25 protein-coding genes are annotated in these 23,125 nt (G+C 44.9%); 21 read left to right on the top strand and 4 right to left on the bottom strand.

All coding sequences use genetic code 11. The features are described 5' to 3' along the window. The first annotated feature begins 54 nt into the window (after positions 1 to 54). From AC0L13_RS20705 to spoVT, 17 genes are all read left to right on the top strand, one after another. Positions 55 to 825 carry a TatD family hydrolase gene (locus AC0L13_RS20705; RefSeq protein WP_473642591.1) on the top strand — a complete coding sequence of 257 codons (771 nt, stop codon included), beginning with the start codon at positions 55 to 57 and terminating at the stop codon, positions 823 to 825. A 131-nt stretch (positions 826 to 956) separates the two neighbouring features. Continuing rightward, positions 957 to 2,189: a ubiquitin-like domain-containing protein gene (locus tag AC0L13_RS20710; protein WP_473642593.1), complete on the top strand. Its 1,233-nt coding sequence runs from the start codon at positions 957 to 959 to the stop codon at positions 2,187 to 2,189. Between the two features lie 207 nt (positions 2,190 to 2,396). Then, complete coding sequence (rnmV, locus tag AC0L13_RS20715; RefSeq protein WP_473642595.1) at positions 2,397 to 2,957, top strand: ribonuclease M5; 561 nt, start codon at positions 2,397 to 2,399, stop codon at positions 2,955 to 2,957. Then, positions 2,950 to 3,834: a 16S rRNA (adenine(1518)-N(6)/adenine(1519)-N(6))-dimethyltransferase RsmA gene (gene rsmA, locus AC0L13_RS20720; RefSeq protein ID WP_473642597.1), complete on the top strand. Its 885-nt coding sequence runs from the start codon at positions 2,950 to 2,952 to the stop codon at positions 3,832 to 3,834. The genes rnmV and rsmA overlap by 8 nt, the downstream gene beginning before the upstream one ends. Before the next feature lie 143 nt (positions 3,835 to 3,977). Beyond that, positions 3,978 to 4,244, top strand: coding sequence for a biofilm formation stimulator Veg (veg, locus tag AC0L13_RS20725; protein WP_473642599.1), 267 nt, complete (start codon positions 3,978 to 3,980; stop codon positions 4,242 to 4,244). A gap of 128 nt (positions 4,245 to 4,372) precedes the next feature. Next, positions 4,373 to 4,558 (top strand): small, acid-soluble spore protein, alpha/beta type, encoded by a 186-nt coding sequence (locus tag AC0L13_RS20730; protein WP_440502175.1) that lies wholly within the window; start codon positions 4,373 to 4,375, stop codon positions 4,556 to 4,558. 317 nt (positions 4,559 to 4,875) lie between these two features. After that, on the top strand, positions 4,876 to 5,742 hold the full coding sequence (gene ispE / locus AC0L13_RS20735) for a 4-(cytidine 5'-diphospho)-2-C-methyl-D-erythritol kinase (protein ID WP_473642601.1): 867 nt from the start codon (positions 4,876 to 4,878) through the stop codon (positions 5,740 to 5,742). A gap of 57 nt (positions 5,743 to 5,799) precedes the next feature. Next, positions 5,800 to 6,633 carry a pur operon repressor gene (gene purR / locus AC0L13_RS20740; RefSeq protein WP_440502172.1) on the top strand — a complete coding sequence of 278 codons (834 nt, stop codon included), beginning with the start codon at positions 5,800 to 5,802 and terminating at the stop codon, positions 6,631 to 6,633. Beyond that, positions 6,630 to 7,007 carry a RidA family protein gene (locus AC0L13_RS20745; RefSeq protein ID WP_251629951.1) on the top strand — a complete coding sequence of 126 codons (378 nt, stop codon included), beginning with the start codon at positions 6,630 to 6,632 and terminating at the stop codon, positions 7,005 to 7,007. Before purR ends, AC0L13_RS20745 begins: the two co-directional genes overlap by 4 nt. A 523-nt stretch (positions 7,008 to 7,530) precedes the next feature. Continuing rightward, entirely contained in the window at positions 7,531 to 7,815 is a 285-nt protein-coding gene (spoVG, locus tag AC0L13_RS20750; RefSeq protein ID WP_440502169.1) for a septation regulator SpoVG, read from the top strand. Positions 7,816 to 8,079: 264 nt separating this feature from the next. Continuing rightward, positions 8,080 to 9,450, top strand: a complete 1,371-nt coding sequence (glmU, locus tag AC0L13_RS20755; RefSeq protein WP_473642604.1) for a bifunctional UDP-N-acetylglucosamine diphosphorylase/glucosamine-1-phosphate N-acetyltransferase GlmU — start codon at positions 8,080 to 8,082, stop codon at positions 9,448 to 9,450. Positions 9,451 to 9,464: 14 nt separating this feature from the next. Beyond that, complete coding sequence (locus tag AC0L13_RS20760; protein WP_473642606.1) at positions 9,465 to 10,424, top strand: ribose-phosphate diphosphokinase; 960 nt, start codon at positions 9,465 to 9,467, stop codon at positions 10,422 to 10,424. Between the two features lie 82 nt (positions 10,425 to 10,506). Further along, entirely contained in the window at positions 10,507 to 11,142 is a 636-nt protein-coding gene (locus AC0L13_RS20765) for a 50S ribosomal protein L25/general stress protein Ctc (protein ID WP_473642608.1), read from the top strand. Between the two features lie 174 nt (positions 11,143 to 11,316). Beyond that, a complete protein-coding gene (pth, locus tag AC0L13_RS20770; RefSeq protein ID WP_473642610.1) occupies positions 11,317 to 11,880 on the top strand; it encodes an aminoacyl-tRNA hydrolase in 564 nt (187 codons plus the stop codon). Between the two features lie 56 nt (positions 11,881 to 11,936). Next, the gene (locus AC0L13_RS20775) at positions 11,937 to 12,176 is read left to right on the top strand and encodes an anti-sigma-F factor Fin (RefSeq protein ID WP_473642612.1); all 240 of its coding nucleotides are present in this window, start codon (positions 11,937 to 11,939) and stop codon (positions 12,174 to 12,176) included. Positions 12,177 to 12,254: 78 nt separating this feature from the next. Continuing rightward, on the top strand, positions 12,255 to 15,788 hold the full coding sequence (gene mfd / locus AC0L13_RS20780; protein ID WP_473642614.1) for a transcription-repair coupling factor: 3,534 nt from the start codon (positions 12,255 to 12,257) through the stop codon (positions 15,786 to 15,788). A gap of 88 nt (positions 15,789 to 15,876) precedes the next feature. Beyond that, complete coding sequence (gene spoVT / locus AC0L13_RS20785) at positions 15,877 to 16,413, top strand: stage V sporulation protein T (protein ID WP_060205952.1); 537 nt, start codon at positions 15,877 to 15,879, stop codon at positions 16,411 to 16,413. A gap of 226 nt (positions 16,414 to 16,639) precedes the next feature. Here the strand turns inward: spoVT and AC0L13_RS20790 are convergent, their stop codons facing one another. Together AC0L13_RS20790 and AC0L13_RS20795 are read right to left on the bottom strand one after the other, a co-directional pair. Further along, entirely contained in the window at positions 16,640 to 17,659 is a 1,020-nt protein-coding gene (locus AC0L13_RS20790; protein ID WP_473642617.1) for a DUF4179 domain-containing protein, read from the bottom strand. Next, positions 17,634 to 18,176, bottom strand: a complete 543-nt coding sequence (locus AC0L13_RS20795; RefSeq protein WP_473642619.1) for a sigma-70 family RNA polymerase sigma factor — start codon at positions 18,174 to 18,176, stop codon at positions 17,634 to 17,636. Before AC0L13_RS20795 ends, AC0L13_RS20790 begins: the two co-directional genes overlap by 26 nt. A gap of 197 nt (positions 18,177 to 18,373) precedes the next feature. On the opposite strand from AC0L13_RS20795, the gene AC0L13_RS20800 reads away from it, so the two are divergent. The 3 genes from AC0L13_RS20800 to AC0L13_RS20810 are packed head-to-tail and all read left to right on the top strand — an operon-like array spanning position 18,374 to position 20,376. Further along, entirely contained in the window at positions 18,374 to 18,892 is a 519-nt protein-coding gene (locus tag AC0L13_RS20800; RefSeq protein ID WP_473642621.1) for a sigma-70 family RNA polymerase sigma factor, read from the top strand. Further along, a complete protein-coding gene (locus AC0L13_RS20805; RefSeq protein WP_473642623.1) occupies positions 18,885 to 20,069 on the top strand; it encodes a hypothetical protein in 1,185 nt (394 codons plus the stop codon). Before AC0L13_RS20800 ends, AC0L13_RS20805 begins: the two co-directional genes overlap by 8 nt. 40 nt (positions 20,070 to 20,109) lie before the next feature. Then, positions 20,110 to 20,376 carry a hypothetical protein gene (locus AC0L13_RS20810; protein WP_473642625.1) on the top strand — a complete coding sequence of 89 codons (267 nt, stop codon included), beginning with the start codon at positions 20,110 to 20,112 and terminating at the stop codon, positions 20,374 to 20,376. A 73-nt stretch (positions 20,377 to 20,449) separates the two neighbouring features. Here the strand turns inward: AC0L13_RS20810 and AC0L13_RS20815 are convergent, their stop codons facing one another. After that, the gene (locus AC0L13_RS20815; RefSeq protein WP_473642627.1) at positions 20,450 to 21,142 is read right to left on the bottom strand and encodes a hypothetical protein; all 693 of its coding nucleotides are present in this window, start codon (positions 21,140 to 21,142) and stop codon (positions 20,450 to 20,452) included. Beyond that, positions 21,135 to 21,959, bottom strand: coding sequence for an ABC transporter ATP-binding protein (locus tag AC0L13_RS20820; protein ID WP_473642629.1), 825 nt, complete (start codon positions 21,957 to 21,959; stop codon positions 21,135 to 21,137). Before AC0L13_RS20820 ends, AC0L13_RS20815 begins: the two co-directional genes overlap by 8 nt. Positions 21,960 to 22,139: 180 nt before the next feature. Here AC0L13_RS20820 and AC0L13_RS20825 point away from each other — a divergent pair, with 180 nt between their 5' ends. Next, positions 22,140 to 23,123: an ABC transporter substrate-binding protein gene (locus tag AC0L13_RS20825; protein WP_473642631.1), complete on the top strand. Its 984-nt coding sequence runs from the start codon at positions 22,140 to 22,142 to the stop codon at positions 23,121 to 23,123. The last annotated feature ends 2 nt before the right edge of the window (positions 23,124 to 23,125 follow it).

Genomic DNA, 23,125 nt, shown 5'->3' on the forward strand with positions numbered 1-23,125 from the left:
AACGAAAGTCATATTTCATTGAAATAGAATGAAGCTTGTGAGGAGAGACGCAAAATGTATATCGATACTCATGTCCATTTGAATGCAGAACAATATGAAGAAGATGTTAAAGAAGTCATTCAACGCGCTATTGATGCAGAGGTCAACACAATGGTTGTCGTCGGCTTCGATCGTGTGACGATTGAGAAGGCGATGGAACTGGCTGAGGAATACCCGTTCATTTACGCGGTCGTCGGCTGGCATCCAGTTGACGCCATTGATTGTACCGAAAAAGATTTGGAATGGATCGAGTCCTTGGCAGCGCATCCGAAAGTCGTCGGCATCGGGGAAACCGGTTTGGATTATTATTGGGATAAATCTCCGAAAGACGTTCAGCAAGAATTGTTCCGAAAGCAAATACGGCTTGCACAAAAAGTCGATTTACCAATTATCATTCATAATCGTGACGCTACCGGGGATGTCGTCAGGATATTGAAAGAAGAGGATGCCGGCATTACGGGCGGGATCATGCACTGTTATGGCGGGAGCGTCGAAACTGCGAAAGAATGCATAAATATGAACTTCCTCATCTCCCTTGGCGGCCCCGTCACCTTCAAAAACGCCAAGATGCCGAAGCAAGTGGCAACGGACATCTCATTGGATCATTTATTGATTGAAACAGATGCTCCTTACCTTGCTCCCCACCCTCATCGTGGAAAACGGAATGAGCCGGCTCTCGTCACGCTCGTGGCGGAAGAAATCGCGCGATTGAAAGAAATTCCCGTTGAAGAGGTGGCAAAACGAACGACCGAAAATGCTTTAAAGATCTTCCGTATTTCGAAATAATGCGAAGGCTGATTGTATAGCTTCCTGCCTGAATTCAACGATACATAGTCGCAGGACTTGAGGTTCTAATGAGTTGACACGTTGAAAAGGAAGCTTTATAATCAGCCGAGTGATAAAGGAGGAGTTTTTTCATGACAAAAAACACCATGAAAAATCTGTTCTCGATGTCATTGAGGAGTAAACAAATAGCAGCTGCTGCTGTTGCATTGGCGCTATTCGTTTCAATCATTTCACTTGTTCTTTACGAAGGATCTAAGAAATCGGTCACGCTTCATGTGAACGATGAGCAAATTGAAATAAAAACATCTGCACATACAGTTGGGCAACTTCTTGCAAGTCAAGATATCGAAGTTGCTGAACACGATTTAGTAACACCCTCAGTGAATACCCCGGTCGAGGAAGGGTTATCGATCAGGTGGGAACAGGCAAAGCAAGTAGAAATTCAAACAGGTAAGGAAACCGAAAAGATTTGGACGACGGATCGTAAAGTCGGCGATATTTTGGCCGCTGCCGGAATCGACCTTACAGAACATGATAAGGTCATGCCGAATCTGGATGAAAACCTAGAAGAAGATCTACGAATCAATGTTCAAAAAGCGTTCCAATTGACGCTTATCGATGGCGGAAATGAGAAACAAAGGTGGTCAACTTCGACTACGGTCGCTGACTTTTTAAAGAGAGAGAACATTCAATTGAATGAACACGACAAGCTGAACCGTAAGGCGGACGGATACGTGAAGCCTGGTTCAATAGTGGAAGTCGTACGTGTAGAAAAGGTCACCGATGTAGTGGAAGAACCAACAAACTTTGCAGTTGTAACGAAGAGTGACGCCAAATTGCTGAAAGGACGCGAAAAAGTTGTCCAGGAAGGTGAGAAGGGGTCTGTTGAACGCAAGTTTGAAATTGTCAAAGAGAATGGCAAGGAAGTATCTCGAACGTTATTGAATGAGAAAGTCATTAAGGAACCGCAAAAGAAAATTGTTGCGGTCGGTTCCAAAGTGGTTGTGGCAAGTGCCTACAATAAAAAATCCAATGTCGCAGTATCACGTGGCAGCTCAGCAGCACCGTCAGGCGGGAAGGAATTCTACGTAACTGCCACTGCCTACACAGCGCACTGTAACGGATGTACAGGGAAAACGGCAACAGGCATCGACCTAAGAGCCAATCCGAATCTCAAAGTGATTGCCGTAGATCCTAGCGTCATTCCGCTCGGCTCCAAAGTATGGGTGGAAGGATACGGATACGCGATCGCTGGGGATACTGGCGGCGCGATCAAAGGGAAGAAGATCGATCTTCATGTACCAACAAAATCGGCAGCATACAATTTCGGCCGTCGTACAGTGAAAGTCAAAGTGATCGACTAATTTCATAGCAAAAATTTTATTTCCACATCGATCCGTGGGGCTAACCAGTCCCGCGGTTTTTTTCATGATTTTGACCATGGCTGCCTTAATTTCTGCAAAGTGCGCAGAAATACGGAAAATCGAACCCTTCGCTGTTCGATTGCCTGTACAAGAACCTATTCAACACGTAAAATTAAACCAACGTAACCTAACGAAATGAGGGTCACTGTGAACATAAAAGAAATCATCGTCGTCGAAGGCAAATCTGACACAATTGCAATCAAAAGAGCAACAGGGGCCGACACGATTGAAACGAATGGATCGGCAATCGACGAAAAGACGTTGGATAAAATTCGCCACGCCCAGGAGACACGTGGAGTCATCGTATTTACAGACCCCGATTTTCCGGGCAAGCGGATCCGCTCCATTATTGAAGAACAGATTCCCGGAGTCAAACACGCATTTTTGCATAAATCGAAAACGATTGCGAAAAACGGCCAAGGACTTGGCATCGAGCATGCGAAGGATGAAGATATTCAAAAAGCACTCGAAGCGGTCTATTCAGTCGACGTCCAACCAATCGAGGAGATTCCTTTGCGGATGCTGTTGGATGAAAGGCTTATTGGTCATCCCGATGCGAAAAAAAGGCGCGACCGGCTAAGTGAAATACTGCAAATCGGACAAGTGAACGGCAAAGGATTGAAAAAAAGACTGGAAATGTTCCGGATTGGGCAACATCAATTAACGGAGGCATTGAAAGTCCTGCATGAGGAGGATGGCCATGAATAGGGATATTGCAACGCCCATTAGAACAAAGGAAATTTTGGAGAAGCATGGGTTTTCATTCAAAAAGAGCTTAGGGCAAAACTTTTTGATCGATCCCAATATATTGCGTAACATCGTTTCGCATGCTGAATTGACGGACAAAACAGGCGTCATCGAAATTGGACCGGGCATCGGGGCATTGACGGAGCATCTGGCACGTACTGCAGGAAAGGTTGTTGCATTTGAAATCGACGGACGTCTGCTGCCTGTGTTGGAAGATACATTGTCGCCGTATAACAATGTCACGATCATCAACCAAGATGTCCTCGAGGCAGATTTGAATAAAGTCGTCGAGGAGCAATTTAGCGAATACGACGATATTGTCGTTGTAGCGAATCTCCCTTATTATGTGACGACGCCAATCATAATGAAGTTTTTGCTCGGAAAAGTACCCATTCGTGGCATGGTGATCATGATGCAAAAGGAAGTGGCAGATCGTATTACTGCGTCTCCAAGTACGAAAGCATACGGATCATTATCAATCGCGGTTCAATATTACATGGATGCCGAAGTATCGATGATTGTGCCGAAAACGGTTTTCATTCCACAGCCGAATGTCGAATCAGCTGTGCTGAAGCTCACAAAAAAAGCAGAACCACCTGTGGAAGTAATAGACGAAGACTTTCTATTCGAGGTGGCAAGGGGTTCATTCGTTCAAAGAAGGAAGACGTTGCTGAACAATTTGCAATCCTCGTTGCCTGACGGAAAGGCAAAAAAGGAGCAAATTCTTGAGGCGTTCGAGCGGATCGGCATGGATCCGGGCAGGAGAGGTGAGACATTATCCATTAAGGAGTTCGGGGATTTGTCGAATGTTTTACATGCAGATTTTAAAAAATCATGACAAATAGGGGAATTAATGGGTGAATTCGTCGAATAGGACGAAAAAAGAATTGACATCAATAAGGTTTTACTGATAAAATTCTTCTTTTAATTGACAGAACTTTTTAAAAGTGTTATACTAGTATCCAGTGAGGTGTAAGCGACGTGCCAAAAACATTAGCGGACATTAAGAAGTCATTGGATGCTCACTTGGGGAAACGTTTGCACTTAAGAGCAAACGGCGGCCGTAAGAAAACAATCGAACGTGCCGGAGTCCTTCGTGAGACGTATCGGGCAGTTTTTGTTGTTGAACTGGACCAGGATGAAAATGCTTTTGAAAGGGTATCTTACAGCTACGCGGATATTTTGACTGAAGCAGTCGAAATAACAGTTCTGGATGATGGGGACGCCACTGCGTTCATCATCAAATAGGTTTTTATAGCAATCATGTATTGTTTTTTATTAAAAATACCTATGTCTTCCTTTACGGATGCGCATAGGTGTTTTTTTATGCCCATTGCTCATACTAGTTTTGTCAGTCGATAAGGAGGAAAAACCTAATGGCGAGAAGACGTAGTATAATGTCTGAGCACTTGAAGGAAGAAATTGCGAAAGAGCTTGGCTTTTACGATGTTGTTCAGCGGGAAGGTTGGGGAGGCATCAAATCGCGCGACGCCGGAAACATGGTGAAGTACGCCATTCAGATGGCGGAGCGTGGATTGGCGGAAAAACGGAACGACAGCTAAGATCCACCCATCTCATGAACGACTGACAAAGGAAGAGCTGCATGGATGTCGTACTAGACGCCGTGCAGCTCTTTTCTTTCACTTGAGTCAACGTGTAGTGGCAAAAGACCACTATGAAAGATATCGGTCATTTCCTGAAAGTTATCGATCATTTCCCAAGTCATATTGTCATTTCGGGACCTTTGGCTTAGCTGTTTCAGTAAGAATCCTGTCGCCTCTTAGCAACCACTCTCAACTTTTGTAATTTTTCAGGGTGAAATCCATTCGCCCTATGGTAAAATAGGGAACAATGACAAGCTTGGAATGGAGGGGGCTGGATGTTATATGAGAAAGCACCTGCAAAAATCAACCTGACACTCGATGTCCTACATAAACGCCCCGACGGTTTTCATGAAGTGGAAATGATCATGACGACAGTCGATTTGGCTGACCGTGTCTGGCTTCGCCCATCGAATGACGGGCATATCAATATTAGGGTTTCCGAGCGGTTCGTCCCGAATGACCGAAAAAATTTAGCCTATCAGGCAGCAGATTTGCTGAGACGGAAATACGGCATTCGCGAAGGGGTCGAGATTACGCTCGACAAGAAAATACCTGTAGCCGCAGGTCTTGCGGGAGGCAGTTCCGACGCCGCGGCGACATTACGCGGTTTAAATCGGCTTTGGAAGCTGCATCTAAGTGCGGATGAATTGGCGGAACTCGGCGCAAAGATCGGATCGGATGTGTCGTTCTGCGTTCACGGAGGGACGGCGCTGGCGAAAGGGCGCGGGGAGAAGATCCAGCATTTGCCGGCACCGCCTAATTGTTGGGTCATCCTTGCAAAACCTTCAATCTCCGTTTCTACGGCGGATATTTATCGTAACCTCGATGTCAATTCCATCAAGCATCCTGACACAGCAGGTATGCTTGAAGCATTACATTCGGGAAATTACGAGAAAATGTGTGCATCGTTAGGCAATGTCCTGGAGCCGGTGACGATGAAATTACATCCGCAAGTCGTCGTCTTAAAAGAAAAGATGGAGCAATTTGGAGCAGATGCAGTGTTGATGAGCGGAAGCGGACCGACTGTTTTCGGTTTCGTCCGGCAGGAAGCGAGAGTCTCAAGGATTTACAATGGACTAAAGGGCTTCTGCAAGGAAGTTCATGCTGTAAGAATGGTCGGAGAACGTTTTCCGCTTGATTAAAGACGTATAATTATGATAATCTACGAATAAAACATTCGGGTTTAGGGGTTGTTAATCATGAAGTGGAAAAGGAGCGGAAGACTCGTCGATATGACGCGTCATCTATTGGAAAATCCTCATACACTCATACCGCTCACTTTCTTCTCCGAGCGCTATCATGCCGCAAAGTCATCCATAAGTGAAGATTTGACGATCATCAAGGAGACTTTCGAGGAGAATGGGACAGGCAAACTGATGACTGTGTCGGGTGCTGCTGGTGGAGTGAAATACATTCCGCAAGTCTCCGAAACGGAAGTCCGTGAAGTGATCGCCCTTATTAAAGAAAATCTTGGTCGATCGGATCGCTTATTGCCTGGCGGTTATTTATATATGACTGATTTTTTAGGGGATCCTAAAATGATGGATCGCATCGGTAAAGTATTCGCTTCCGCATTCGGCGATACGGAGATCGACGTCATTATGACGGTTGCGACGAAAGGCATTTCGATTGCCCATGCGATTGCACGCCATTTGAATGTCCCTGTTGTCATCGTCCGTAGGGATAGTAAAGTGACGGAAGGTTCGACAGTCAGCATTAACTACGTGTCCGGCTCTACACGCCGTATCCAGACAATGGTATTATCGAAGAGAAGTATGAAGAGCGGCAAAAGAGTTTTGATCACCGATGACTTCATGAAAGCGGGCGGAACGATGGCCGGCATGAAGAATTTATTGGAGGAATTCGACTGCGAGCTTGCGGGTACCGCTGTCTTAGTAGAGGCGGAACATACCGAGGAAGTGCTTGTTGACGATTACTTGTCCTTAGTCAAGCTCCGTGCGGTGAATGAAAAGGATCGTACGATTGAACTGGAAGAAGGAAACTATTTTAAGAAGGGTGGAAAAACGGAATGAATTATGTAGCTACTGAAAATGCACCAAAAGCAATTGGACCTTATGCACAAGCAGTGAAAGTGAATGGATTGGTCTATACATCTGGCCAACTTCCAATGACGCCGGACGGGCTTCTCGTCGAAGGAACGATCGAAGAGCAGACGAACCAAGTTTTCGCCAACTTGAAAGCAGTTTTGGAAGAAGCGGGATCTTCCCTTGATCAAGTCATCAAGGCAACCGTATTCATCAAGGACATGAACCAATTCGCAGCATTGAATGACGTATACGCACAACATTTCGGTTCCCACACTCCTGCACGTTCAACAGTAGAAGTGGCAAGACTGCCGAAAGATGCATCCGTCGAAATCGAAGTCATCGCCCTTGCAGGGGAATAAAAACCAATATTTTAGAACAGACGAAGTGAAACATACATTTTCCTTCGTCTGTTTTTATGTTTTTTACGGAAGAAGCTGTGTGTAAGGTCTATTGCAAGATAGTCATAGGGCTTTCAGGCGGTGGCAGGACTACATCCGGCGGTTTGGATAGTCTATCAGGCGATTCTAGTGTTGCTTCAGGCAATTATGTCAGTTATCAGGCGGTTGCGTGTCACTTCCAGGCGATCGAAAAGCCGTTTCAGGCGGTTGGGCCAACAAATCAGGCGGTCACAGCACAGTGTTTTCTACATGACCAGCTTCTACTACTTTTCTAAAAGGGGTCATTACTGAATCGAATTTCTCTCATACTCGAGCGGCATCATTTTATTGCCTAAAAAGTTGATAAAAAAGTTTTTTAGAAAAAGTTTGCAAAAATAAAAGGGAAATGCTTACTTTTGTTGAATATAATCGTTGAGCATAAAACGAAAGCGCAGGACGCCTCGACGTTCGAAGCTAGAGAAACAACAAAGGGAGTGGGGAAATAATGGAGGTAACAGACGTAAGACTGAGGAAAGTTGAGACGGACGGCCGGATGAGGGCGATCGCATCGATTACCTTAGACGGTGAGTTTGTCGTACATGACATCCGTGTCATTGAGGGGAATGACGGATTGTTTGTCGCGATGCCGAGCAAGCGCACGCCGGAAGGAGAATTCCGTGACGTCGCACACCCGATCAACACTTCGGCGAGGATGAAAGTACAAGACGCCGTCCTAACCGCGTATCATATGGTTGAGGAAAAAGGAGTGCTCGAAGAGGCTGGAGCGTAAGTTATTAAGAATAGCATCAAAGAGGCTGTACAGAAGTCAGTACATATGACTTTCTGTGACAGCTTTTTTCTTTTTTATTGCTAAGATCAGCAGGAATTTGGGCGGAACTCAACCGCTTAAAGTGGAAATTCCCATTTTCATGCACAAATAAAAAAGAAACGAACAATATTAAAAGAATTACATTACATTGTCAAGAGGGGATAGTTGAAATTTATATTATTTTCAGCTATAGTCAATAATGAAATTATGGATGGAGGCCAGCAAATGACGAATACATATGCCATCGTCCTAGCTGCAGGGCAAGGGACGCGGATGAAGTCCGATTTATATAAAGTATTGCATCCTGTCTGTGGAAAACCGATGGTCGAACACGTTGTCGACCATATCCTCGGAATCGGCGCGGATAAAATCGTAACGATTGTCGGCCACGGCGCAGAAATGGTAGAAGAAACGCTTGGTGCCAAAAGTGAATATGCCCTTCAGGCAGAACAGCTCGGTACGGCACATGCGGTTCAGCATGCAGAGGACCGGCTAGGCGAACTCGAAGGGATTACGCTCGTCGTCTGCGGAGACACACCGCTTATTAAATCGGAAACGATGCAAGCATTGATTGCACACCACTCCGACACGAAGGCGAAAGCGACAATCCTGACCGCGCATGCCGACGATCCTACAGGCTACGGCCGCATCATTCGGGATGAACAAGGAAACGTCCTTCGCAATGTTGAGCATAAAGATGCATCATCGGAAGAGCGGAAAGTGACCGAAATCAATACGGGAACATACTGCTTTGACAATCGTGCACTGTTCGAAGCTTTGAAAAAAGTGAAGAACGAAAATGCACAAGGTGAATATTATCTGCCTGATGTCATCGGCATCCTAAAGTCTGAACAAGCATTAATCTCAGCCTTCGTAACTGATGACTTCAGCGAAACGATCGGCATTAACGACCGTGTCATCCTGTCTGAGGCAGAAAAAGTGATGCGACAGAGGATTGCAGAATCTCATATGCGAAACGGCGTTACAATCATCGACCCAGGCAGCACGTATATTAGCGCGGATGCAAAAATCGGCAAGGATGCAGTTCTTCAACCAGGCACGATGATCGAAGGACAGACGGTCATTGGGGATAAATGTAACATTGGACCGAACAGTCATATCGTCAATAGTGAAATTGGCGATCATACAACCATCCATTCGTCAGTTGTACGGGACAGCATCATCGGGTCCGGTACGACAGTAGGCCCGTTCGCACATATCCGTCCGGAATCCAAACTCAGCGACAATGTAAAAATCGGCAATTTTGTCGAAGTTAAAAAGTCAAGTCTTGGAGAAGGAAGCAAGGTTTCCCACCTCAGCTATATCGGTGATGCGGAAGTCGGCACACATGTCAACATCGGCTGCGGAACGATCACAGTGAATTACGACGGTAAAAATAAGTACCAGACAACAATCGAAGATAATGCGTTTGTCGGCTGCAATTCAAATCTGGTGGCACCTGTAAAAGTTGGCAAAGGCGCTTATGTAGCGGCTGGATCGACCATTACAAAAGATGTACCAGAAAGTTCACTTGCAATTGGGCGTGCGCGCCAGGAGAATAAAGAAGGATACGCAACAAAATTAAATCTTAACTAACCAGGGGGACCATGATGGCTAATCATTATCCTAATGATAAACTGAAGATATTCTCTTTAAATTCTAACGAAACACTTGCACAAGAAGTAGCGGACGAAATCGGACGCCCACTCGGCAAGTGCTCCGTCAAACGTTTCAGTGACGGAGAAATTCAAATCAATATCGAAGAAAGTATCCGAGGTTGCGATGTTTTTGTCATCCAATCAACCTCCAACCCAGTCAATGATAACCTGATGGAGCTCCTTATCATGATTGACGCATTGATGCGCGCATCAGCCCGTACAATCAATGTTGTTATGCCTTATTATGGCTATGCACGCCAAGACCGCAAAGCGCGCTCCCGTGAACCGATCACGGCGAAGCTCGTAGCGAACTTGCTTGAAAAAGCGGGTGCAGACCGTGTCATCGCAATCGATTTGCATGCACCGCAAATCCAAGGCTTCTTTGACATTCCGATCGACCATCTCGTGGCAGAACCGATCTTAACGGAATATTTCAAAGGAAAAGGCTTGGAAGGCAACGAACTCGTTATCGTATCTCCGGATCACGGCGGCGTAACACGGGCACGTAAAATGGCAGACCGCATGAAAGCGCCAATCGCAATCATCGACAAGCGCCGTCCACGTCCGAACGTTGCCGAAGTAATGAGCATTGTAGGAAACGTCGAAGGAAAAACAGCAATTTTGATCGATGACATCATTGATACTGCCGGAACGATTACAATCGCAGCGAACGCGATTATCGAGAGCGGCGCAAAGGAAGTGTACGCTTGCTGTACGCATCCGGTGTTATCCGGCCCTGCAATCGAACGGATCGACAATTCACAAATCAAAGAATTGGTCATTACGAATTCAATCGAACTGCCGGAAAGCAAAAAATCACCGAAAATCAAGCAATTGTCGATTGCGAAACTTTTGGGTGAAGCAGTTAAACGTGTATTTGAAGAAAAATCTGTCAGCACATTGTTTGAATAAGCAAGTCAGTTAGTTTCATGTCGTCTGATTTTGGGTATTTCAAGAGATAGAATATACTTTTTTAGGAAAGGTGACTACGCAAATGAGTACAGCAATTCAGTCGAAACCAAGAGAAACAAAAACGAGATCAGCTTTGACAGCATTACGAAATGACGGGTTTATCCCATCGGTTGTTTATGGATATAATACAGAATCTACACCAATCGCCATAAAAGAGGGCGATCTAATGAAAACATTGCGTGAAGTCGGGCGCAATGGAGTTATCAAGCTCGAAGTCAATGGCAAGGAATTGAATGTCGTCTTGAACGATTTTCAGGAAGATGCTTTAAAAGGCGATATCCGCCATGCGGACTTCCTCGCAATCGATATGTCTGAAGAGCTTGTAGTCGATGTGACGGTACATCTTGTCGGCGAATCCGTCGGCGAGAAGGAAGGCGGCGTCGTACAGCAGCCGAACCGTGAAGTGACGATCAAAGTCAAACCTTCGGATATTCCGGAGTCGTTTGAAGTCGATATTTCCGAAATGCAAATCGGCGACACATTGACAGTCGCAGACGTGCGCGGGAAATCGAAGTTTGAAATTATTACGGATGATGAGTACGCACTCGTTACCATCTCCGCTCCACGTTCCGAAGAGGAATTGGAAGAGCTTGACGCCGATACGGGTGCTGCGGATGCGGAACCGGAAGTCATCGGTGAAAAAGAGGAAGACCAATAACAACAGTTGGAGCGCACGTGCAAAGCGTGCGCCCTTTTTATAATGAAAGCCGTAACGAAGAACGGCTTTTGCGAGTAAAAGCGAAGCGTTAGGAGCACATCTTTGCCCTAGCCGTAACGAAGAAGGGCTTTTGCGATGCTTGTATATAATGAATGATAGAGGGAAGAACGCCTAATGAAAATGATAATCGGCCTCGGAAACCCGGGGAAGCAATACGAAAAAACGAGACATAACGTCGGCTTCCATGTAATCGATGAATTAGCTAATCGATTGGGTGCCCCTGCTATGCAACTGAAATTCAACGGCGCCTATACGATCATCCACCGTCCGGAAGGCAAAGTGATGCTCGTTAAACCTTTGACATATATGAATCTCTCAGGGGAATGTGTCGGACCGCTCATGGATTATTATGATGTAGTGCTCGAAGACATCGTTGTCCTATACGACGACTTGGACCTCGCTCCGGGCAAACTTCGATTGCGTCAAAAAGGAAGCGCTGGCGGCCATAACGGCATGAAATCATTGATTGCCCATCTAGGCTCCGATGCCTTCAACAGAATCCGCATCGGGATCGGACGTCCGACAGGCGGCATGAAAGTGCCAGACTATGTACTGGCCCCATTCAGCAAGGAAGAACAGCCGCTTATTGAAGAGATGGTGGAAAAAAGCGCTTCTGCTTGCTTAGACTGGCTTAAAAGCCCATTTTTAGAGGTTATGAATAACTATAATGGTTCATAAGGAATAATCATCGACTCCCTAGCCTATACTTTGTTAAAAAGGGGCCGATGATACTGATGAAACCGAAGGACGTTCGTTATTCGTGCAGACATTGCAATACGGAGGTCGGCAGCATACCACTTTCATCTGCCGATGAAATCATCCGAGAACTAAAAAGGATGGAAGAAGGGCATGACCAGCAATTCATAGAGTATGATGAAAATGGCTCGATGACGGTCCGTTGCATTTGTGAGCAATGTGAACAGTCGCTGAGAATGAATCCCGATTACTATGCATTACGGAAATGGATACAATAGAATTTCTGCTTTGGCGTATTGCGCGCGCAAAGCTTTTTTCACTTCAATTTATTTATTGCAAAGCGAGGAAAATGATCATTGGATGCGCTCATAGATTTATTTCTACAAGACAAAGAGATTACTAAAGTAATTGAGGAACTGAAAACAGGACAGGACCGTCAACTTTTGGCGGGTCTATCGGGCGGTGCAAAAGCCGTCTTTTTTAAGACTGTCCAGCAGTCCGCTGATAGGCCAATCCTGATCATCACTCCCAACATGCTGCAAGCACAACGTACATATGAAGACCTTGTGAAAATGCTTGGAGAATCACTCGTTCACTTGTATCCTGCAGAGGAATTGGTTGCTGCCGATTTTTCTGTGGCTAGTTATGAACTTCGAGCAAGCCGGATCGATACGCTTGACCATATGGCGCGTGTTGGGAAAGGAATTTATATTACGCCGGTTGCGGGAATGAAGAAACTTCTTCCGCCAAAAGAAAGATGGCTCGATAATTCCTTGTCCGTCCATCTGGATGACAGTATCGACGTGGATGAATGGACACGGAAGCTTGTGGAAATGGGCTATGGAAGACAGCAAATGGTAACTGCGCCGGGCGATTTCGCTCTTCGGGGCGGTATTTTGGACGTGTATCCGTTGAATATGGAAAATCCGATCCGTATCGAACTATTTGACACGGATGTCGATTCCATTCGAACATTTTCTGCAGAAGATCAGCGCTCGACCGACAAACTGACAGAGGTGACGATCCTTCCCGCGACGGAACATGTTTGGAGCGCCGCCGAACTATCACAAATCGCCACGAATTTAGAGGACGCACTCAGTGCAAGTTTGAAGCGGATGAAGAATGAAGAGGCAAAAGAATCCCTGACAATAAACATCTCCCGGGACATTGGCCATTTGCGGGACGGCATCACTCCGGAAGGGATGATGAAGTATGTATCATTTTCAGACCGTGTGCCATCCTATCTAGGTGACTATTTTCCGGAAAACGGCATTGTCCTATTCGATGAAATCGGACGGATTCTTGAAGTTTCTTCTTCTCTGGAAAGCGAAGAGAAGGAATGGTTTCTGACGCTTCTTGAAGATGGAAAGATCGTCCATGATGCAAAAATCTCGTTTTCATTCGAAGAGATGCATAAAATGCTCGATCAGCCGAAATCTTATCTATCCTTGTTCGTCCGGGCAGTTCCTGGCATCGTCTTGAAAAAAACTGTTTCGTTCTCCTGCAAACCGATGCAGGAATTTCATGGGCAGATGAACTTGTTGAAAAATGAAATGGAACGTTGGCAGCAAGGGAAATACAATGTCTTCATCGTTGCTGATGGCGAAGAACGGATGAAGAAAGTCCAATCGATTCTAAGAGATTACGAGATGGATGCGGCATTGAACGGCAAGCCAAAAGACGCGGGAACAATCTCCATCATTGAAGGGGACCTATCAGCAGGATTCGAACTGCCGTTCCAACGCCTAGCGGTCATTACGGACGCCGAACTGTTCAAAGGGAAGCCGAAGCGGAAAGCCCGGCCGCAGAAAATGACGAATGCGGAGCGCATCAAAAGCTACTCGGAAATCAAACCTGGCGATTATATCGTCCATGTTCACCACGGAATCGGAAAGTATTATGGCGTCGTAACGCTCGAAGTGGGCGGCGTCCATAAAGACTATCTCGATATCCGTTATCGCGGAGAGGACAAACTTTTCGTCCCCGCAGATCAAATCGATCTTATCCAGAAATATGTCGCTTCCGGGGAGAAGGAGCCGAAACTCCATAAGCTCGGCGGGGCGGAATGGAAGAAGACGAAGAGTAAAGTGTCTTCCGCCGTCAAAGACATCGCGGATGATCTGATCAAACTCTATGCGAAGCGCGAAGCTGAAAAAGGGTATGCATTCTCAGCAGACGATGATTTGCAGCGATCTTTCGAAAATGCATTTCCATATGACGAGACGGAAGACCAGCTCCGTTCCATCGTCGAAGTGAAACGCGATATGGAGAGAGAGCGACCGATGGATCGTCTTCTGTGCGGAGATGTCGGATACGGGAAGACCGAAGTGGCGATCCGTGCTGCATTCAAGGCGGTCGCAGACGGAAAGCAAGTCGCTTTTCTCGTCCCGACAACCATTCTTGCTCAGCAGCATTATGAGACGATGAAGGAGCGGTTCTCCGGATTCCCTGTGGAAGTGTCGCTATTGAACCGATTCCGCACACGTAAAGAACAGACGGAAACGTTGAAAGGGTTGAAAGCCGGTACGATCGATGTCGTCGTCGGCACTCATCGTCTTCTATCTAAAGACGTTGTCTATAAAGATCTAGGCCTGCTCATCGTCGACGAAGAACAGCGATTCGGCGTTACACATAAAGAGAAACTGAAGCAGCTGAAAACGAATGTAGATGTCCTTACATTGACGGCGACGCCAATACCGCGAACTTTGCATATGTCGATGCTTGGTGTACGGGATTTATCCGTCATCGAAACGCCTCCGGCTAACCGTTTCCCGGTCCAGACGTACGTCATGGAGCATAACTTCGCTCTTGTGAGGGAAGCGATCGAGCGGGAATTGGGGCGCGGTGGCCAAGTGTTTTATCTATATAATCGCGTAGAAGATATGACACGCAAAGTCGATGAAATCAAACAGCTCGTCCCGGAAGCGCGCGTTGCCTTTGCGCACGGACAAATGACCGAATCGACGCTCGAATCCGTGATCTTAAGCTTCCTGGAAGGCGAATATGACGTCCTCGTCACGACGACGATCATCGAGACAGGCATTGATATTCCGAATGTTAACACGCTCATCGTCCATGATGCAGACCGGATGGGCTTATCCCAACTGTATCAGCTGCGTGGACGGGTCGGACGGTCAAATCGTGTCGCGTACGGTTATTTCCTCTATCAAAGGGACAAAGTACTGACAGAGGTGGCGGAAAACCGTTTGCAGGCGATCAAGGAATTTACGGAGCTCGGATCCGGATTCAAAATTGCGATGCGTGACTTGTCGATCCGCGGAGCCGGGAACTTGCTAGGATCCCAGCAGCATGGCTTCATCGATTCTGTCGGATTTGACCTATATTCGCAAATGCTACAGGAAGCGATTGAGGAGAAACAGACAGGTATCGTGAAATCGGAAATCCCGGATGTCGAGATTTCCTTGCCGGTCAATGCGTATTTGCCGGATTCATATATCAAAGACGGCTTCCAGAAGATCCAAATGTACAAACGTGTGAAAGCGATCGAAAGCGAAGAGGATTACTCCGAGCTCGTCGATGAGATGACAGACAGATTCGGCGATTTGCCATTGGAAGCAGATCTATTGCTGCGTGTTGGACGGATAAAAGCATGGGGACGTATAGCGGGTGTCGAATCAATTAAAAAACAGCGTTCTGTCATCGAAATCCGTCTAACCGAAGAAGGAACAGCCAAAACAGATGGAGCGAAAATCGTTTCCGATTCAATGGAATTCGGACGTGCTGTCGGTTTTACGATGGAAGATGGCAGGCTAATCATCACGGTGGATGAACGTCATACAGGCAAAAAGACGGAATTCGACGTTCTTGAGGAGATGATGAGAATTTTGCATTCGTCCATCAAAGAGTCTGTTTCCACAGATTCCGTCTAAAGGAACTGTTGCATAAAATGTCCAAACATGATGCATACTATATCCGAACGGAAAACGGTTTTAATTTTTGGAAAGTGAGGCATCATGCATGAAAGCAACAGGAATCGTGCGCAGAATTGATGATCTGGGGAGGGTGGTCATCCCGAAAGAGATCAGACGGACGCTTCGCATACGCGAAGGGGACCCGCTTGAAATCTTCACCGACAGGGATGGCGAGGTTATCCTTAAGAAATATTCTCCTATTTCCGAGCTCGGTCAATTTGCGAAAGAGTACGCAGAAACACTATACGAAACCCTCGGAACACCCGCCCTGATCAGTGACAGGGACGAAATGATCGCCGTATCCGGATTATCGAAAAAAGATTATTTGAACCGCCAATTGGCTCCGGACGTGGAAGACATCCTAAAGGGCCGCACCATTGTTACGGAAAAGCTTGAAAAAGCAGTGGAATGGGTGCCCGGACAAGTCGAGCAAGTGAAATCCTATTGCATCGCTCCAATCGTAGCGGGCGGGGACACAATTGGCGCTGTCTATTTACTATCGAAAGTCCATTTCATCGGAGAAGCCGAACAAAAAGCAGCAGAAACTGCAGCTCATTTTTTGGCGAAACAAATGGAACAATGAAAAACAGCCTGCACGTACCGGAAGAATCGGTGCGTGTGGGCTGTTTTTGTTTGTTATCAATTATTTTGCGAACATATTCGTGACACTGAAACGCAATAACCCTACGGTAACTGAGGCTATTGCAATATAGTTTTCTTAGCTCAATCATCAAAGAAAATTGGGCTCGATTGTTGCTAATCTTTATTACAGAAATGCACTTGTAGCTTGAATTTGTGGACCATTTTGATTAATTCAGTAAGTTCACTTTGAAACTTTTGAAAGGATATGTTTTCTTCCTATATGCCGAATAATCAATAACAGTTTCACCCTCAGGGATATCAACAACCGGTTTGATGGTCAATTGAGTAACATCGTCCTTTATTGGATCGAATAAAAATGTTCCTTTTTTATAACGTGCGCCGGTTGAACCACCATAATTCATTTTATATTCATTTCCGTTTTCGTCAAAAACTTCAAAACGAATTAGGCTCGCTATACGGTGATCATACGGACTTTCGACTTTGTAATTAAGAAGTATTCCACCTGGACCAGAGTTGATTGAGTTCACAATCAATTTCAGATCTTCAAGCTGCTGCACTTCATCGATTGCAACCTGCCTTTGGACTGCCTGTTTGACGACCGGAATGTGGAAGTCCCATTTTTCTCCACCTTCTCCTTCAAACCACAGTCCTAATTCGAATTTTTCCTTTAACGGTGCCGTCTCTTCTTGATAGTGATCCAATTCGTAAATTCCAGTCCTTTCTGTCGGACTGATGACTACCTCATCTCCTCCCATGCCAGAAGCATACTGTTGCCTATCAATCGTCCAGGAAGGCTTTAAGTAATTGTCAGTAATCGGGACATCCGAAGCAAATGAATAGCTAAAAGTGAACCGGGTTCCGTCATAGAACACCTCATCAATCGTCAATGATTTTCCGTTGACCGTTTTCGTCTCACCAATCTTTTGAGCTAAGCCCGCTTCGCTTACTTGTACTAACCCTTTATCATCAGACTGGCTAAAGATTGAACCGATGAGTGGTATTTGTGATACGAAATTGGCCATTGCAGGCGAAACAGCCGTCGAACCGACCAAAATGCCTAATGACAGGACGGCAGCACTTGTCCCAATTGCCATTCTTCGCCGCACAGTCCCTTTCCGCTTCGGCATCTCCCCATCCAATACGTTTTCTATAATGGCATCCAGCTTTTCAATAGGCACTTGGATTTCATCGACTTCCCTCTTAAATGATGAAATTTTGTCGTTCATCAATATACACTCCCTTCAGTTTTGACTTCAACTGTTCAAGCCCCCTGCGGATATTCGTCTTCACCGTTCCTTCTGGGCATTCCAAAAATTCCGCAATCTGCTTTACCGTAAAATCCTCGTAGTAACGCAATAACAAAACTGTCTTATACTTTTCTTCCATGTCTTCAAGCGCATCCATTAAATCGATCTGTACTTCGACTCCTACACGTCCATCATGTCCAGTCTCCTCAATCATCCCCTGATGGATCTGCACAATGTTCTTTTTATTCTTCAGCATATGAAGCGCCGTGTTGATCAGAATCCTTGTAATCCAAGTGGAAAAATAACGGTCATCCTTTAGTGAATGCATGGATGTGAACGCTTTGAGAACCGTCTCCTGAAATACTTCCAATGCATCATTTTCATTTTTCATATAAATGACTGCCATCTTATACAACTTTTCTTTCTCATCATGCATCAACGTCTCAAAAGCCTGTTTATTCCCTTTTTTCGCGCGTGCAACCAATTTCTTTTTCAAGACCAATCGGCACCCCCTTTCATCATTCTATCTATTAGAGCATCCTATCACCGAAAACGATTCAACTTTTTAAAGATTGAAGGGGTTTGAGCCGAGCATGAAAAAACCAACTTGCCAATCAATTTTAATATAATTCCGAAAAAACAAACCACCGCAGTTTGAGAATCGTTTACTATATAGGGAAAGGGGTTGAAGCTGTGATAGGCACTAATGAAATAAAAGAATTAATGTTTCAATACACGGAGTATTTAATTAGGCTTGCCTATTATTACGTGAAAAATCTCCAAACAGCAGAAGATATCGTACAGGAAGTATTTATAAAGTTTTACGATAGTCGCAACAATTATGAAGAACGAGGCGAAGTAAAGGCCTTCCTAACGAAAATGACCATTAATAAAAGTAAAGACTATTTGAAGAGCTGGACTTATAGAAAGATACAATTGCAAAACAAATTATTCCAAACAGAAACTGTAATGAAATCAGATGAATTGGTTAGAAAAGATGAAGAAACACTAATTGGAGAAGCAATCCTTCAATTGCCGTTGAAACAACGCGAGGTCCTCATTTACTTTTATTTTGACGAAATGACGATCGCTGCGATTGCAAGTCTTTTGGCCATTCCAGAAAGTACAGTCAAAACCCGCTTGCGACGCGGTAGAGAATTGTTAAAAAATCAGCTGATAGGAATTGAATGGGAGGTACTGTTAAATGGATAAATTCATTCCTACTGAAGTGAAGGATGTAACGGAAAGTAAAAAAAGGGTTATGCGAAACGTTGAAAATGAGATCCAAAACAGATCAAAAAGACCAAAACATAATTGGAGATATGCAGTAATTGCCGCAGTAGTAACAATGAGCGCAATGCTTTTTGTATTAACCGAAGTATTGACTGAAAATGAACCATCTGTAGCCGACCAACCGTCTCCAGCGGAAGTAGACATAGATTTATCAAAACCTAAATTCTCCGAAGAACAAGAGGTATTTTATCTCGAAGGAATAACGTTAGGTGATTCCCAATCAAAAGTAATCGAAGTCTTTGGTGAGAATTTTACAATCGTGCAAAAGGATGACAGTGAAGAGGACGGCAGTGAGGCAGACGTTGTAATGAATTATAGGGGACAGGCGAAGTTCTTTTTTATTGAAGATGAATTAGATTCAATCACATTCATGAATGTAGATGAAGATTACTTTGACAAATTATTTAATGACTATGGTGGATTTAAATTTGTATTTCATTGGTATCTTGATAATGATAATCGTTTATTCTACTCCAAGGAGACTTCTCAACTACTGCATGCATCAACGATGTCTATGGATGGGAATCTATACTTATCCCTATTTCGTGCTGGACCGGATCACTGGGAACAAAAAGCAGAGTATCTATATAGGACGCAACAGAATCTTAAAAATCAACACCCTTCTCCAACCAACACGGAAGTGGATTTCGCTAAACCCACATTCTCTGAAAAAGAAGGTTACTTATATCTACTTGGCGTGACGATAGGTGATTCACCATCAAACGTAATTGAACGATTAGGTGATAATTTTATAATCGAGCAGGCTGATGTAAGTGAATCTGATTTCTACCTAGATTATGGAGAGGTTGCAAGTTTCGGTTTTTATAACGATAAAGTAAATTCAATTATATTGAGAAAAGTAGATAAAAGTTATGCTGATGAATTATTTAATGATTATGATGGAGTTAAATTTGCTTCTTCATCGCATGAAGATGATAGCGATCGTTTTATCTACTCCGAGGAGACGTATCAAGTAATAAAAGCAACAACACAAACTCCTAACAACGACCTTTATTTGTATATAGGTTATCCTGGTCCTGAATTCTGGGAACATCCAGAGATGAAAGATATTCCGAATCCTTGGGAACAGCAATAAATCGTGAACTAGCTTCTAACAATAAGTAAGGGGGGCATTGTTGCCAAAGTTTGAGATTCTGAAGTCGTATAGACAAAAAAAGCTGTTAGTCATCTTCCTACTTCTGTTGCTTGCGGTCGACAGTTTATTTTATCGAAACACAATAGTTCAAGATGAGCTCAGTAAAAAGGCGACGGGTGAGGTACTTCCTCTTATTGATACAGGTATAGCCCTAAGGAATATCACGGAGGATTACAGCGATTTTATTGCGCTTGTAGAACAGGAAGTAGAAGATTCCTTCGACCTATATCTCAGTGCAATCAGTTAGTTTAATCAATCTATACACATAGAGGATAAAAAACAGCCTTCACGTACCTGAAAAATCGGTGTGGTAGGCTGTTTTATGTTCTATTTAACGGGCAATATGGACATTTATCAGTATCGGGCAGTTCCTTCATTAAGCAGCAAGTCGTTCGTTTGTAGTTTCCCATTGCTTCAAGCGGTTCTTCATTCTGCAAATACTGTTTAAAGGGTGAGCGCCTCATATGCGGCTTCCAGATTTCATCTTCCACTAGAAAATCGAGGTCGCTTTGTGCAGTGTGGCAGTCTTCGTTGAGAAGCATGGAATACATCCAGAGCACATAGCCCCAAACATTCTCCCACAGGATCAGCTTGGAAACATGTGCGCGCTTGCTCATATATTCGACGACAGGATGCCCGTATTGTACAAGAATGTAATGGAGCGCTTCGTGCCGGTCAAGGACGTCTTCGAAAGAATCTGTCAGAATGGTAAACTGGATCGTCCCGTTTTCGATATATAAAGAGACATCCTCCAATTTGCCGGTAAAAAGCAAATTGAACTTGCTGAGCATATGGAACAGTCCCGTCAGGAAGAAACCGTGTCTCCTCATATAAACGGAAGCCGCCACGGCATCTGTAGGAGCACCAGTTAATGCACGAATTTCCGAAAACAATGCAGCGGTCACTGTTTCCGACAAGATCGCTTTGGCGTTTGTAAATGTATCGGGATGCCTGGTCAGAAAGACACCGAAACGTTCCAATGATGCAATTTGCTCGTCGTTCGGCTTAGGCACCTGTATTGCTCCTTACTTGCTGCACGACACAGCGTCCACGGCCGAAAGGAACACAATGCGGCGTTCCGAAAAGGGGATCCGTCGATACTTGGCATTCCATGCTGAACACTGCGCGGACGAGATCGCAAGTAATAATATCTTCTGGTCTTCCTTGTGCGTATACCCCTCCGTCTTTAATGGCGACAATATTATGGGCATAGCGAGAAGCCAAATTCAGATCATGGAGCACCATGACGATCGTGCGGCCTTTTTGCTCATTCAACTCAAACAAAAGGTCTAAAATTTCGATTTGGTGCGTCATGTCAAGATATGTCGTAGGCTCATCCAACAGAATGACGTCCGTGTCTTGCGCAAGTGTCATGGCAATCCACGCACGCTGGCGCTGGCCGCCAGATAATGTATCGATTGCCTGGTCGCGCAAATCGCTTATTTTTGTCGCTTCCATCGCAGCCTCGACCTTTTTCGTATCTTCCTCCGTCCAACGGGAAAGCCACGATTGATGAGGGTAGCGGCCTTGTTTAACAAGGTCATGAACAGTCAATCCTTCAGGTGATACGGGACCTTGTGGGAGGATGCCCATTTTCTTAGCAACATTGCGGGAAGACATCGAGTGGATGTCTTTCCCTTCTAGCAAGACGGAGCCGTCCGAAGGCTTCAACAAACGAGCGATCGAACGAAGCAATGTGGATTTCCCACAACCGTTGCTTCCGACGAATACCGTAATTTCACCACGAGGGATCGTTAAATTCAAATTCTCAAAAAGAAGGTGATCTTCATAGCCGATCGACAGGTTTTTCGTATTTATCGTAGGGTGCATAATAGAATGCCTCCGTTTCATTTGTAATCCAAAAGAAAGCCGACTCTTATTACTAAGTAGCATACCATATTCTCGTACAATTGAGAATGATAATCATTAATCTATGAAATCACTTTACAAATACCTAACCGACAGATTACACTACTAAATGATAATGATTATCAGTGTGGAGGAGAATATATGAATAAATACATGAAGACCGTACTTTTGTTAGTACTTAGTGCAGTTCTGTTAGTTGGCTGCTCTTCGAAGAAGAATGAAGATAAAGGGCCTGTCAATGAAACTGGGGAAAGTGTAACGATCACTGGTTCGAACGGTGAAGTGACGCTTGATAAGCCTGCTAAGAAAGTCGTCGTGCTTGAATGGACGTATGCGGAAGACCTACTAGCGCTTGGCATACAGCCTGCGGGTATGGCGGACATCCAGGAATATCATAATTGGGTGAACATCGACGCGGAATTGAGTGATGATGTCGTTGATGTCGGTGGAAGGCAAGAGCCGAATTTGGAAGCGATCGCTGCAATTGAGCCGGATTTGATCATCGGTGTCAGTTTCCGTCATGATGCCATGCTGGCAGATTTGGAGAAAATCGCTCCGACAGTCATCTTCAATCCATATCCGGAAGACGAGTCCATTGATTTGTACAAAGAAATGACGACGACCTTCAATGAAATCGCGAAGGCCGTAGACAAGACGGATGAAGCTGAAAAAGTGTTGGCGCACTTAGATGAGAAATACGAAGAAGCAAAAGCTGAAATCGAGAAAGCTGGCCTGAAGACAAAGGATGTCATCTTGACGCTCGCTTACACGGGTCCACAAGCTCCTGAAATTCGAGTTTTCACCCCGAACTCCATGGCTTCCCAAATCCTTGAGAAGATCGGTTTGAAAAACGTTCATGTGCCGGATCAATTTGAAGTATTTGGCTCAAGCACTTTCAATGTCGAAGGTTTGACGAAATACGAGGATGCAAACTATTTGTACACGGTGCAGGAAGAAGACAATGTATACGAAAAGCAATTGAAAGATAACGCTGTTTGGAAAAACTTGAATTTCGTAAAAGAAGACCGTCTATTTAACCTCGGTGAGGATACATGGTTGTATGGAGGTCCGCTGTCCGCTGAAACATTGTTGAATCAAATCGTAGATACGATGGTAAATAAATAATG

Source organism: Sporosarcina sp. QA0331, assembly GCF_055808055.1.

Bases quoted from the DNA above. Each gene is read 5' to 3' on its own strand.
- AC0L13_RS20705 (WP_473642591.1), top strand. From the start codon at position 55: ATGTATATCGATACTCATGTCCATTTGAATGCAGAACAATATGAAGAA.
- AC0L13_RS20710 (WP_473642593.1), top strand. From the start codon at position 957: ATGACAAAAAACACCATGAAAAATCTGTTCTCGATGTCATTGAGGAGT.
- rsmA (WP_473642597.1), top strand. From the start codon at position 2,950: ATGAATAGGGATATTGCAACGCCCATTAGAACAAAGGAAATTTTGGAG.
- AC0L13_RS20730 (WP_440502175.1), top strand. From the start codon at position 4,373: ATGGCGAGAAGACGTAGTATAATGTCTGAGCACTTGAAGGAAGAAATT.
- ispE (WP_473642601.1), top strand. From the start codon at position 4,876: ATGTTATATGAGAAAGCACCTGCAAAAATCAACCTGACACTCGATGTC.
- purR (WP_440502172.1), top strand. From the start codon at position 5,800: ATGAAGTGGAAAAGGAGCGGAAGACTCGTCGATATGACGCGTCATCTA.
- AC0L13_RS20745 (WP_251629951.1), top strand. From the start codon at position 6,630: ATGAATTATGTAGCTACTGAAAATGCACCAAAAGCAATTGGACCTTAT.
- spoVG (WP_440502169.1), top strand. From the start codon at position 7,531: ATGGAGGTAACAGACGTAAGACTGAGGAAAGTTGAGACGGACGGCCGG.
- glmU (WP_473642604.1), top strand. From the start codon at position 8,080: ATGACGAATACATATGCCATCGTCCTAGCTGCAGGGCAAGGGACGCGG.
- AC0L13_RS20760 (WP_473642606.1), top strand. From the start codon at position 9,465: ATGGCTAATCATTATCCTAATGATAAACTGAAGATATTCTCTTTAAAT.
- AC0L13_RS20765 (WP_473642608.1), top strand. From the start codon at position 10,507: ATGAGTACAGCAATTCAGTCGAAACCAAGAGAAACAAAAACGAGATCA.
- pth (WP_473642610.1), top strand. From the start codon at position 11,317: ATGAAAATGATAATCGGCCTCGGAAACCCGGGGAAGCAATACGAAAAA.
- AC0L13_RS20775 (WP_473642612.1), top strand. From the start codon at position 11,937: ATGAAACCGAAGGACGTTCGTTATTCGTGCAGACATTGCAATACGGAG.
- spoVT (WP_060205952.1), top strand. From the start codon at position 15,877: ATGAAAGCAACAGGAATCGTGCGCAGAATTGATGATCTGGGGAGGGTG.
- AC0L13_RS20790 (WP_473642617.1), bottom strand. From the start codon at position 17,659: ATGAACGACAAAATTTCATCATTTAAGAGGGAAGTCGATGAAATCCAA.
- AC0L13_RS20805 (WP_473642623.1), top strand. From the start codon at position 18,885: ATGGATAAATTCATTCCTACTGAAGTGAAGGATGTAACGGAAAGTAAA.
- AC0L13_RS20820 (WP_473642629.1), bottom strand. From the start codon at position 21,959: ATGCACCCTACGATAAATACGAAAAACCTGTCGATCGGCTATGAAGAT.
- AC0L13_RS20825 (WP_473642631.1), top strand. From the start codon at position 22,140: ATGAATAAATACATGAAGACCGTACTTTTGTTAGTACTTAGTGCAGTT.